This is a genomic window from Streptomyces sp. NPDC002680 (assembly GCF_042889145.1).
Taxonomy (GTDB): domain Bacteria; phylum Actinomycetota; class Actinomycetes; order Streptomycetales; family Streptomycetaceae; genus Streptomyces; species Streptomyces adonidis.
The window spans coordinates 407,845-419,983 of sequence record NZ_JBIAQP010000011.1; the positions used below are offsets into that span (position 1 = coordinate 407,845).

The 12,139-nt window shown below is 72.2% G+C and carries 9 protein-coding genes and 1 tRNA gene; 8 read left to right on the top strand and 2 right to left on the bottom strand.

Going from position 1 to position 12,139, the window contains the following annotated elements; all coding sequences use genetic code 11:
* The first annotated feature begins 247 nt into the window (after window positions 1-247).
* The 7 genes from ACFYXF_RS29260 to ACFYXF_RS29290 all read left to right on the top strand — a co-directional run bounded on the left by ACFYXF_RS29260 (window position 248) and on the right by ACFYXF_RS29290 (window position 7,094).
* Window positions 248-1,213, top strand: a complete 966-nt coding sequence (locus ACFYXF_RS29260; protein WP_389353887.1) for a phosphatase PAP2 family protein — start codon at window positions 248-250, stop codon at window positions 1,211-1,213.
* Entirely contained in the window at window positions 1,164-2,375 is a 1,212-nt protein-coding gene (locus ACFYXF_RS29265) for a hypothetical protein (protein ID WP_389353889.1), read from the top strand. Before ACFYXF_RS29260 ends, ACFYXF_RS29265 begins: the two co-directional genes overlap by 50 nt.
* Window positions 2,366-3,979, top strand: a complete 1,614-nt coding sequence (locus ACFYXF_RS29270; protein ID WP_389353891.1) for a hypothetical protein — start codon at window positions 2,366-2,368, stop codon at window positions 3,977-3,979. Before ACFYXF_RS29265 ends, ACFYXF_RS29270 begins: the two co-directional genes overlap by 10 nt.
* 172 nt (window positions 3,980-4,151) lie before the next feature.
* A complete protein-coding gene (locus ACFYXF_RS29275) occupies window positions 4,152-5,504 on the top strand; it encodes an AAA domain-containing protein (RefSeq protein ID WP_389353893.1) in 1,353 nt (450 codons plus the stop codon).
* A 341-nt stretch (window positions 5,505-5,845) separates the two neighbouring features.
* Window positions 5,846-6,244, top strand: a complete 399-nt coding sequence (locus tag ACFYXF_RS29280; protein ID WP_389353895.1) for a hypothetical protein — start codon at window positions 5,846-5,848, stop codon at window positions 6,242-6,244.
* A 153-nt stretch (window positions 6,245-6,397) separates the two neighbouring features.
* Complete coding sequence (locus ACFYXF_RS29285; RefSeq protein ID WP_389353896.1) at window positions 6,398-7,030, top strand: hypothetical protein; 633 nt, start codon at window positions 6,398-6,400, stop codon at window positions 7,028-7,030.
* Window positions 7,021-7,094: transfer RNA gene (locus ACFYXF_RS29290), tRNA-Lys, on the top strand. The genes ACFYXF_RS29285 and ACFYXF_RS29290 overlap by 10 nt, the downstream gene beginning before the upstream one ends.
* Window positions 7,095-7,163: 69 nt before the next feature.
* On the opposite strand, the gene ACFYXF_RS29295 is transcribed toward ACFYXF_RS29290, so the two are convergent.
* Window positions 7,164-8,501: a M6 family metalloprotease domain-containing protein gene (locus ACFYXF_RS29295; RefSeq protein ID WP_389353898.1), complete on the bottom strand. Its 1,338-nt coding sequence runs from the start codon at window positions 8,499-8,501 to the stop codon at window positions 7,164-7,166.
* Window positions 8,502-8,928: 427 nt separating this feature from the next.
* Between ACFYXF_RS29295 and ACFYXF_RS29300 the strand changes: the two genes are divergently transcribed.
* Window positions 8,929-10,806 (top strand): putative bifunctional diguanylate cyclase/phosphodiesterase, encoded by a 1,878-nt coding sequence (locus tag ACFYXF_RS29300; protein WP_389353900.1) that lies wholly within the window; start codon window positions 8,929-8,931, stop codon window positions 10,804-10,806.
* A gap of 52 nt (window positions 10,807-10,858) precedes the next feature.
* On the opposite strand, the gene ACFYXF_RS29305 is transcribed toward ACFYXF_RS29300, so the two are convergent.
* On the bottom strand, window positions 10,859-11,959 hold the full coding sequence (locus tag ACFYXF_RS29305) for an LLM class flavin-dependent oxidoreductase (protein WP_389353902.1): 1,101 nt from the start codon (window positions 11,957-11,959) through the stop codon (window positions 10,859-10,861).
* Between the last annotated feature and the right edge of the window lie 180 nt (window positions 11,960-12,139).

Here is a 12,139-nt window from a genome sequence, read left to right on the forward strand (position 1 = left end):
ACGAGGCAAGAGGCGAACGTCAGGGGGCGATCAAGCGAATCAGGGGTACCGAAAGGCGGAAAAGCAAGGCGGAACCCCTCCATCATCGCGCACGCTGTGCGGGGGCAACCCGGGGGTCGATCTTTGCGTCCTGTGTGACAGGGGCGCCGCATGGGGCGTTCACGTACACCGTAAAATCGGACGAACCGCAGGCCACCGACGACCGGAGGCGCAGCTCGACGGGGACAGAGAGTGGGAGAGAGATCGGATGCCGCGGACCGATACTGCATCGACGGGGAGCCTCGCTCCCACCCGGCTCCGCTGGTGGACCGAGCTGCCACTGATCCTGCTGGTCTACGCGTGCTACTCCGCCGGACGCCTGCTGGTGAGGGGCGACGAGTCGACCGCCGTCGGGCACGGCCTGGCGATCCTGAGGTTCGAGAAGGACCTCCGGCTGAACGCCGAGCACCCGCTCAACCGCCTGTTCACCCGCGAACCCTGGATCGGCATACCCGCCGACTTCTGGTACGCGTCGCTGCACTACATCGTCACCCCCGCCATCCTGATCTGGCTCTTCCGGTCCCGTGCCGTCCGCTACCGGGCGGCCCGCACCTGGCTGATGACCTCGACCTTCATCGGGCTGATCGGCTTCACCCTGCTCCCCACCTGCCCGCCCCGGCTCCTCGACCCCGGCCACGGCTTCGTGGACACGATGGCCCAGTACAGCTCGTGGGGCTGGTGGGGCGGCCAGGCCAGCGCCCCGCGCGGGCTCGGCAGCATGACGAACCAGTACGCGGCGATGCCGAGCCTGCACGTCGGCTGGTCGCTGTGGTGCGGGGTGATGCTGTGGCGGTACGGCGGTACGCGCACCACCAAGGTCCTGGGCGTCGCGTACCCGCTGATCACCACGATCGTGGTGATGGGCACCGCGAACCACTACCTCCTCGACGCCGTCGCGGGCGCCGCCGTGATGGGCCTCGGGTTCCTCCTCGCCCCGTACGTCATGCGGAACGCGGACCGGGCGAAGGTGTGGATCACGGTACGGATCAGGGCTCGCGTCGCGCCCGGCTCAGCGCGCTCTCACGGCGCAGGGGCCTCAATTGTCAGTGGTGGATGCCAGACTGCCCCGCGTGAGCGAATTCCAAGGCAGCGCGAGTCCGTCTTCGGGCCAGGGGCCGAGCCCGGTGCCGCTTCCGCGGACGCCGGGGACGGCGCTGCGGCAGCGGCTCGCTGAGCTGCGCGGTCCCCAGGTACCGCCGAAGGCGCTGGACGCGCGTGCCCTCGCGGCCCTCGCCGCCAACCCCGGGTGCAAGCGGCGCGCGATCCTGGACGGCGCGGGGGTGAACAAGACGGCGCTGGCGAGCGCGCTGGGCGCGCCGTCCGGCTTCGGGCAGTCCCAGTTCGCGCTGGTGCGGGGCAACACCTTCGAGGCCCGGGTGAAGGCCGACGGCGGCGCGGAACTGCTCCGGCTGGTGCACGAGAAGCTGGACCCGGGCGCCGTACCGCCGACGAAGGCCGAGGTCCCCGACCTCACGGCGACCGGCCCTGAGGGCCGCACCGCGCGGACGGCACTGGCCCTGCGGGACGCCGCACAGGCAGGGGCCCGGGGTACCGGTGGCTGGACGCTTCTCGACCATCCGATGCTCGCCCTGGACGTCGCGGGCTCCCCCGCCTTCCTGGAGCCGGACGCGGTGGTCGTGCACCCGGACGGCGGCTGGACGGTCGTGGAGATCAAGTCCTTCCCGATGCTGGACGGTTCGGCGGACCCCGCGAAGGTCGGCGCGGCGGCCCGCCAGGCCGCGGTGTACGTGCTGGCACTGGAGGAGGTCGCCGCCCGGCTCACCCAGGACGGCACCGTCCCGAAGCCGACCGTGAACCACCGCGTGCTGCTGGTCTGCCCGAAGGACTTCTCCAACCTCCCGGCGGCGTCCGCGGTGGACGTCCGCAAGCAGCGCGCGGTGACCGGCCGCCAGCTGTCCCGGCTGACCCGGATCGAGGACATCGCCGACACGCTCCCCGAGGGCACCTGCTTCGCCCCCGACCTGCCCACCGCCGAACTGACGGCCGCGGTCGAGTCGGTCCCCGCGGAGTACGCGCCGGAGTGCCTGTCCGCGTGCGAACTGGCCTTCCACTGCCGGGGCCGCTCACGCGCGCAGGGCGCGGTCACGTCCCTGGGCCGTTCCGTACGGGCCGAACTGGGCGCCCTGACCACGGTCGACGACGTCCTGGCGGCGGCCCACGGCCACTCCGGCGATCCGGCGGACCCGACGGTGGCCGCGCTGCGCAGAGCGGCGGCCCTGCGCGCGGAGGCGCTGAACACCCAGAGCGTGTCCCTGCCTTCTCCGGAACTGCCCTCTCCGGAACTGCCTTCTCCGGAGGGAGCCGCATGTCGTTGATCGCCACCCTCGCCCGTCTGGAAGCCGTCAGCACCGGCCGCGCCCAGCCCGCAGCCACCGTCCGGCACCGCCACCTCTCAGAGCGGCCCCTGGTCCTCGTACCGCTCACCACCGCCGGTGAGGCCGGGGCCCCGCTGGGCGCGCTGGTCGGCGACGACCGGAACGCGCCGCGTCTGCTCGTCGTACCGCAGCCGCGCGACCGCGACCTCAGGTTCGCGTTCCTCGCCGAACTGGCGGACGTGGTCCTGCCGTTCATCGACTCCTACGCCGACGCCGTGGAGGCGGCCGAGCGCAACGAGACCGACCCGGAGACCGGCAAACGGGTCAAGGTCGAGGTCGAACTGTGCGCGGACGCACCCCAGTTGATCGTCCCGAGCCGCGCCGGCATCGACTTCGTCCGTCTGCTGGGGCGCTCGATGCGTTTCCGGCGTACGGCGGAACAGGACCCGGAGACGCCGCATCCCGCCCCGCCCCGGGTGCCGTTGCTCGGCCGCTGGTTCACGCACTACGGGGAGCGGGCCAGGGTCCCCGGCTCCGCGCTCCTCCTGGCGCTGACGGACGTGCTGTCGCGGCACTGGGCCACCGGGCAGTCCACGCTGGAGGACCAGCATCTGGGCGCGTTGCTCGCCTGGATCGACCCGCCGGACGGCGAGTCGGGCGCCGAGGCCGCGCTGCGGGCCGAGTTGGCGCGGGACGCGAAGGGGCAGTTGCTGTGCCCGCCGGCCGGTCCGGCGACGGACCCGGCGTTCGACAACAAGCTGCTGGCCCCCGCGATCGAGCGCTACCACCGCGCGCGGACGGCACACGCCACGGCCGAGGACGGCGAGGCGGCGGACGACCGACTGGGGGAACTCACCACGGCCGAGCAGGAGTTGTACGCCCTCGTGGAGAGCCGTACGCGGCCCACCTGGGACGCGGTGTGGCGCGGCCTCGATCTGCTGCGGACCCTGCCGGAGGGTGCCCACTCGGCCGACCGGTGGACGCGCGACCGCTGGTCGTTCACCGGCCACCGCGACCGGGTCACCGCGGGCGAGCCCCCGCAGCCGCGCCGCGACGACGCGGTGACGGCGGCGAACAAACTGGCCACGCGCGAGCGCGAACAGGCCCGTCTGGAGGCCCAGGAGGCCCTGGACGACCCGCTGGTGATGGCGGGGCGGCGGCTGTCCGGGGAGGCGTTCGCGGGCGAGGTCACCGATGTCGTCATGACGTACAGCGAGGGCAAGCGCCCGAGCCCGCGCCCACTGGTCACCGTCCGCACGGACGACCGCCCGCAGCTCGGGGAGCGCGCGAAGGTGTTCCGCTCACTGGGCGGCAAGCCACAGGCGGCGGAGTTCGTGGGCCACGAGGACGGTCCCGGGGCAGAGGGTTCGGTGATCGTCCTGCGGGTGGTCGACAAGATGGGCCGGGGCAAGGAGCCGGAGGCGGGGTCGGTCCCCGAGAAGGGGGACCTGGTCTGCTTCACGCTCTTCGAACACGAACAGCGGGGCGGCGCGAAGCTCCCCGACGCGGACCAGACCCCGTGGACCCACGGCGGCCCTCCGGGCGAGGGGCCGGCGACAACAGTGCCGGAACCCGACGCGGTGACCGAGGAGGACGTGCTGTGAACGCCGGGTCGTGGAGGGGCGGTTCGGTCACCGGTGCGCGACGTGTCGGGCGCTGTGCCGAGGTGGATGTCCCGGCGGCCGCTGTCCCCGCGCGGAGCACGGCCTCCGCCCCCGGCACCCGTCGGCCCTGTCTCGCCCCTCACTGTCACCCCACCCCCGAGGAAGGCACCCTGTGAGCGCCGTCCGTACCCCGCAGGCCGTCTTCGACCCCGGGGCCGCCGCCGGCCGGGCCACCGACGCGATCCTTCGCGACACGCTGCACGGCGCCCACCGCGGGGTCGTCGTCGACTCGCCGCCCGGGGCCGGGAAGTCGACGCTCGTGGTTCGGGCGGCGCTCGAACTGGCCGATGCGGGGCGGCCGTTGATGGTCATCGCGCAGACGAACGCCCAGGTCGACGACCTCGTCGTGCGGCTCGCCGAGAAGAACCCCGAGCTGCCGGTGGGGCGCCTGCACAGCAGTGACGCCGACCCGTACGACAAGGCGCTGGACGACCTGCCGAACGTACGGAAGTCCGCGAAGGCGGCCGAGCTGGCGGGCCTGGACGTGGTCATCTCCACGGCCGCCAAGTGGGCCCACGTCAAGGTCGACGAGCCGTGGCGGCACGCGATCGTGGACGAGGCGTACCAGATGCGCTCGGACGCGCTGCTCGCCGTCGCGGGGCTGTTCGAGCGGGCGCTGTTCGTGGGTGACCCGGGGCAGTTGGACCCCTTCTCGATCGTCGGCGCGGAGCAGTGGGCGGGCCTGTCGTACGACCCGTCGGCCTCGGCGGTGACGACTCTCCTGGCCCACAACCCCGAGCTGCCCCAGCACCGGCTGCCGGTGTCCTGGCGGCTCCCGGCCTCGGCGGCGCCGCTCGTCTCGGCCGCGTTCTACCCGTACACCCCGTTCCGCAGCGGCACCGGCCACGGCGACCGGCGGCTCGCCTTCGCGGTCCCGTCGGACGGCTCGGGCCCGGACCGGGTCCTCGACGAGGCCGCCGAGACAGGCTGGGGCCTGCTGGAACTCCCCGCCCGGCACACCCCTCGTACGGACCCGGAGGCGGTCCGCGCGGTCGCCATGGTCGTACGCCGCATGCTGGACCGGGGCGGCGCGGCCACCTCGGAGCGCGGGCCGGACCCGACGCCCCTGACCGCCGACCGGATCGCGGTCGGCACCGCGCACCGGGACCAGGCGGCGGCGGTCCGGGCGGCGCTCGCCGAGCTGGGCGTCGCGGACGTCACCGTCGACACGGCGAACCGGCTCCAGGGCCGGGAGTTCGACGTGACGGTCGTCCTGCACCCCCTCTCGGGCCGCCCCGACGCGACCGCCTTCCACCTGGAGACGGGCCGCCTCTGCGTCCTGGCCTCCAGACACCGGCACGCGTGCGTGGTGGTGTGCCGGGAGGGCGTGACCGACCTCCTGGACGACCATCCGTCGACGGAACCGGTACAGCTGGGGGTGACGGTGAAGTTCCCGGACGGTTGGGAGGCCAACCACGCGGTGCTGTCGCATCTTGCCGAGCACCGAGTGCCGTGGCGGCCGTGACCCGCACTCCGCCGACGGACCGGGCAGACGCCGCCCACCGCGCCGCCCAACCGCCGGACGGAGTCCGGCACGCCGCCGGAGGCGGCCGACGGATACAGCCCCGGACGGCTGGGAGGCCAACCACGCGGTGCTGTCGCATCTCGCCGAGCACCGGGTGCCCTGGCAGCCCTAGCCGCAGGTCAGGTGCCCTGTCGGGTGGAGCCGTGGCCCACTTGCGCGGGCGGGGGACAATGGACGGTGGCCCGGCTCGACCGGCGGGGCCTGTCGACCGTGTGCCGTACACGCGCTGGTGCGTGAGCGGTACGTCCGAACGGTGCGGAACCGTACGAGGAGGAGAAGACATGGCGGAGCCCACGCCGCGTCGCAACGAACCGCGGCTACGCCCCGCGCCCCTGCTCTTCGAGCCCACGCAAGTGGCCGACGACCCGGAGCACTTCTTCGACCTGGAGTCGATCGACGACCCCCGTGCGCTGCTGACCCGCGCCACGGAGCTGACCCAGGCGTTCCGCGCCGCGACCGACCGCGCGGTCGAGTACCAGGCGATGGCGGCGGCCCAGCTCGCCGACCCGCGCCGCTTCGACCGGCTGACGACCGCCGACATCGCGGAGCGCGCCGAGTGGACCGAGGACTACGCGAAGAAGATGGTCGAGTACGGCCGTGAGCTGCTGCGCGGCGGCGGGGAGAACGCGAATGGCGGTACGGGCGGTGGCCACGGTCACGGTCACGTCGACCCCGTCTGACCTCCGACCTGGTCGGACACTCTCGTACCGGCTCGGCCTCGAAAGCCCGTGCGGCATATTCAGGAGGGCAAGGTACTCCAGCTCGCCCCCTCCTGTCCCGGTTTCCGGCAACCCTCGGAGATCGTGCGCTCACTGCCGGTAGACCTGGACGTCATGAGCAGCACTTACTCAGACGTCTCGGGAGTCACCTCGGAGGGCGCCGCCTGGCTCGCCTCCGCAGGAACGTATCCGCGCAGCACGCTCTCGCTCTGGGGGGAGCGGCCCACCGCCCCGCTCGTCCTGCCCTGCGGCACCGCGTTCGACGTCGTCAACGCGCCCGCCGTCTTCGGCCGCAGAATGCTCGACCGCCTCTGGGACGAGGGACCCGGCTCGGGCCCGGTGGCCGCCTACCGGGGCCGGATCCTCCTGTTCGCGGCACTGGGGACCGCCCAGCGACTGCCCTCACTTCTGCGGTGGGAGGAGTGGGGCTCCGCCGGCGAGTACGGCGACGAGGACGACCTCGACATCGGGCGCCGGCACTCGGTCCCGCCGCTCCTCTGTCACGGCCGCGGCGACGCGGTGACCGTCCCCGCGCTCGTGCACGACGGCGCCGAGGCGGAGCCCCGCCCCGAATCCCGCTGGGTCGTCGCCCCCGACACCTGCCGTCCCTGGCTCCCGGGGCCGGAGATCCTGCTCTGGGCGGCCGTACGAGCGGCCCGTGCCGCCGTCTCCGGTGGCCTGCGGATATCGATTTTTCCTCCCGCCGATCAGGGTGCTAAGGTCTACGACGTCAGCAGGCGCCGCTAGCTCAGTTGGTTAGAGCAGCTGACTCTTAATCAGCGGGTCCGGGGTTCGAGTCCCTGGCGGCGCACAGACGATCGAAGGCCTCCTGCCGAAGCGGGGGGCCTTCGATGTTGAGCCAACGTCGTTTCCACACCTCTCAGCCGGACGTGATCTCCACCGTCCACGCCCCCGATGCCGTACGGCCCTCCACCTCCACGCGGACCTTCTCGCCTGGCACCGTGAAGCTCTCGCCGAGGGCGACGGGTGCGTCCGCGAGGGGTGGGTAGACCGAGTCCTCCCAGCAGGCCTCGGTGCGCGGGTGGGCGTCGACCACCTCGACCGGGCCGCCGCCCGACTCGGCCCCGCTCTGCACCCGGTAGACGAGCACCCCCTGTGTGCACGTCGCGCTGTCGTTGCCGGTCGTCCCCCGCGCCTCGAAGGCGAGCGCCCGGTCGACCCCGGTCCGTACGACGGCCAGTTTCACCCCGTCCCCCTGTCCGAAGACCGGCGCACCCGCCGCGCCCCCTTCAGCACCCGCGTACGCGGTCGCAGCCGGATGCGCCCCCAGCGATTCCAGGGTCAGCCGGGTCGAACCTCCCCCGCGTACGCACACCACCTGGCGCGGTTCCAGCCACCCGAGTTTCCACTTGTGCCAGGCGAACAGATCCGGCGCCAGTCCGAACTGGCTGCCCATCAGGTCCCAGTCGCCGACGTACGTGTCCCAGTCGCCCTTGCCGTCCATGGGCCGGTGGTAGAGGTCGGGCAGGTCGAAGACATGGCCGGTCTCGTGGGCGAGGACGAGCCGGTCGGGCGGGTGGTTCTCGAAGACGGTGACGACGCGGCGGATGTCCCTGCCGTCGGCCCGCAGCGGGACGTCCAGGTTGACGACCTTCGTCGCGTCGGAGTCGACGCCGGGCGCGTCCGGGTCGGCCACGAAGTAGACGATGTCGTAGCGCGAGAAGTCGACCTCGCGGTCGGCGGTGGCGAGCGCGTCGCGCAGATAGGCGGCGCGATGGGCGGCGCTCCAGTCCCGCTGTATGGCGTACGCGGTGGACGGCTTCGGCATCCGGAGCCAGCGCCGGAGCGGGTGCGGGCGCAGCGTGAATCGGCCGTACGAGGCACGGGCGAAGAAGTCGCTGGTGGCCGGGAAGTGGTCGGCGGCCAGTTCGGCGGGGGTGGTGCGCGGGGGCGCGTCCGGGAAGGAGAGGAAGACCATCACGGCGTCGAGGGCGCGGGACGGGCGTGGATAGGCCGCGTTCCAGGTGTCCAGCCCCTCCGAGTGGTGGGCGTCGGTGCGTTGCAGGGCGCAGGGCTGCGCCGAGAAGGGTTCGGCGACCGAGGGGTCCGCGACGAGGGAGGTGGCGGCGAGGGCCGTCATGGTGGTGAGGACGGCGGCGGTGCTGCGCAGCCGGGGGCGCGGTCCGTCGCACGCGAGCCCCTTGAGTCCCGTCAGGGCGTCACGGGTGAGCCCCTTGAGGGGGAGCTGACGCAGCACGCAGACCTCCGGATGCGGTTCGGGGACACCGCAACCCAGCCTGTGTGATCTTGTGTTTATATGCCCTGTTTGTCTGCACCAGAAGGGTGATTGGGCGTCGAACGGGGGCCGACCGGGCATGCTGACAAGCATGTGAGGACTCACCCGTTGTGGAGCGACACCCCGAAACACTCACGGAACGTCACAACCGATCGAGGGCGAAGGAACCCGTCCAGGCGCGGGCAGAAACGATCTGTCAGAACCGGCGGTCGTTCATGGACACTGGACAGTGGCTGGAAGGGCTTGGGGCCAGCCTCTATGATCGGCACACTTTCCTGGCACTTCCCTGACACTTTCCTGCACGGACCTGGCCAGGGCGGCGGTTTGCCGCCCGGTCGGCCGCCCGACGGGATCCATATGAAGACCGAGTGCACTGCGGGAGCGAGCGGTGAGCGGAACGTCCGAAGGGCCGGCGCCCGCGGTAGAACTCGTCCGGCCGGCCGTCACACTGAGTAACTTCACCACGTCCTCTACGTCATCCTCCCGCGCGGCCGGGGGTACGAACCTGCTGCGTGCGGCGTTCGCGGCGGCTCCGCTGGCGATGGCCGTCGTCGACCGCGAGGGCCTGATCGCGGAGGCGAACGAGTCGCTGGGCACGCTGCTGGGCATCGCCCCGGAAGCGCTGACCGGGCGGGCGGCCGCCGATCTGGTGGACCTGGCGTCGGACACGCGCGCGTGGCACGCGTACCGCGAGGTCCTGCGCGGCCGGCAGGCACGACTGCGCTGCACACGCCGTCTCAAACACCCCGACGGGCACTCCCTCTGGGCCCAGGTCACGGTCGCACCGCTGCCGCCGGAGGGCGCGGGGTCGGGAACCCAGTCGTACGGGGGCCAGGGTGTCCTGCTGTCCGTCGCCGACATCAGTGCGCGCCGTGAACTCCAGGCGCGGCTGCGGCACTTGCAGATGCACGATCCGGTGACCCGGCTGCCCAACCGCGCGCTGTTCTTCGAGCGGCTGTCGGCGGCGCTGGAGGCGGAGTCGTACGAGCAGAGCGGGACGGGCCGGATCGGGCTGTGCTACCTGGACCTCGACGGGTTCAAGGCCGTCAACGACACCCTCGGCCATCGGGTCGGCGACCGGCTGCTCGCCGCCGTGGCCGAACGCCTCACACGCTGCGCGGAGGAAGCGGGGCTTGCCCGGGGGAACCCGGGGGCCGTCGCGCCGCTGGTGGCGAGACTGGGCGGTGACGAGTTCGCGCTGCTCGTCGAGGACTCGACGGGCACCGACCAACTCGCGGATCTGGCCGAGTCGGTGCTGAAGGCGCTCCAGCTGCCCTTCGACCTCGCCGGTCAGCGGGTGTCCGTATCCGCCTCGATCGGTGTCGTGGAACGGCACGCGGCGGGCACGACCCCCACGGGCCTGATGCAGGCCGCGGACACCACGCTGTACTGGGCGAAGGCCGACGGCAAGTCCCGCTGGACGCTCTTCGACCCCGAGCGCAACGCCCACCGCATGACCCGCCAGGCCCTGTCCTCCACGCTCCGGCCGGCCATCGAGCGGGGTGAATTCGCCCTGGACTACCAGCCGTTGGTGGGCATGGAGGACGGCCGGGTGCACGGTGTCGAGGCGCTGGTGCGCTGGCACCACCCCCAGTTCGGCACACTGACGCCGAACCGGTTCATCGGACTGGCCGAGGAGGACGGTTCGATCGTGCAGCTGGGGCGCTGGGTCCTCGCCACGGCCTGCCGTCAGGCCCGCCGCTGGCAGCTCGAACGCCCGGACGAGCCGCCGATCTTCGTGAGCGTGAACGTGGCGGTACGTCAGGTCTGGGACTCGGATCTCGTCGCGGACGTGGCGGAGATCCTCGCGGAGACGGGCCTGCCCGCGCGTCTGCTCCAGCTGGAGCTGACGGAGTCGGCGGTCATGGGTTCGGCCGGCCGACCCTTGCAGGCGCTTCAGGCACTCAGCGACATGGGTGTCGGCATCGCGATCGACGACTTCGGCACGGGGTACTCGAACCTGGCCTACCTCAGCCGGCTGCCCGTGTCAGTACTGAAACTGGACGGATCCTTCGTTCGCGGGTTCATGTACGAGGGCGAGGGCGTCGCGCCGAATCCGGCCGACGAGATCGTCGTCGAGGCGATGATCCAGCTCGCGCACCGGCTGGGGCTGACGGTCACCGCCGAGTGCGTGGAGACGGCCGCGCAGGCGGCTCGGTTGCGGCGTATCGGGTGCGACACGGGACAGGGGTGGCTGTATTCGCGGCCGGTGGCGGCGGATCGGATCTCGGTGCTGATGGGGGGAAGTGCCTGTCGGCAGGGGTGAGTTGGCCGTTGGCCGTCACTTCGTCGACTGCATTCCCCCACACACGACTGCGTCAGGCCGTGGGCAGGCCGTACGCGTCCGCGATCAGTTCGTACGAGCGCAGGCGCAGGTCGCCCCGGTGGGCGTGGGCCGTCAGCATCAACTCGTCCGCCCCTGTGCGCTTCTGGAGGTCGTCCAGGCCTGTGCGGACCTCGTCCGCCGTGCCGTGGATGATGTTCGTCATCCAGGAGCTGATGAACTCCCGTTCCATCGGGCTGAATTCGTAGGCCTCCGCCTCCTCCGGGGTCGGGAACAGGCCCGGTCGGCCGGAGCGCAGGCGCGCCATGTTGAGGCCCATCGCCAGGACCTGGCGGCGGGCCTCGTTCTCGTCGTCCGTCGCGAGGGTCGAGACGCCGATGAGGGCGTACGGGGCGTCGAGGACCTCGGAGGGCTGGAAGGACTCGCGGTAGAGGTCCAGGGCCGGGACGGTGTTCTGCGCGGAGAAGTGGTGCGCGAAGGCGAAGGGGAGGCCCAGGACGCCGGCCAGGCGGGCGCTGAAGCCCGAGGAGCCGAGCAGCCAGATGGGCGGGCGGTGGGGCGACTGGACTCCGCCCGGGGTCGTCGACTGGATCGGGCCCGGGATCGCGTGGATGCGGTGGTAGGGGTGGCCGGACGGGAAGTCGTCGTCCAGGAAGCGGGTCAGCTCCGCCAGTTGCTGGGGGAAGTCGTCTGCGCCTTCGTTGAGGCGGTCCGTGCGGCGGAGGGCCGCTGCGGTGGCGCCGTCCGTGCCCGGGGCGCGGCCTAGGCCCAGGTCGATGCGGCCCGGGGCCATGGCCTCCAGGGTGCCGAACTGTTCCGCGATGACCAGGGGGGCGTGGTTGGGGAGCATGACTCCGCCGGAGCCGAGGCGGATGCGGTGGGTGTGGGCGGCGAGGTGGGCGAGGATCACGGCGGGTGAGGAGGAGGCTACGCCGGGCATGGAGTGGTGTTCGGCCACCCAGTAGCGGTGGAAGCCGCGGGATTCCGTGAGGCGGGAGAGGGCGACGCTGGTCTGGAGGGCTTGGGTGGCGGTGTGGCCGGAGCCGACTGTGACCAGGTCCAGGACGGAGAGGGGGGTGGGGGCGGTGCCCTGTGTGGCGCCTCGGATCTCGTCTGTGGTCGCGTCTGCGGTCACGGTGGGGCCTCCTGCTGCTGTTTTGATGCCGTGCACTGTCCTCCGGACGGGAACAGGAGGGAGGCTCCGTTTTATTCCCGGGGGTGTTTCTCGCCCCCGCCGCCCCTACCCGTTCCCATCCCTGGGGGCTGCGCCCCCAGACCCCCCTTTGTCCTCAAACGCCGGACGGGCTGACTATCC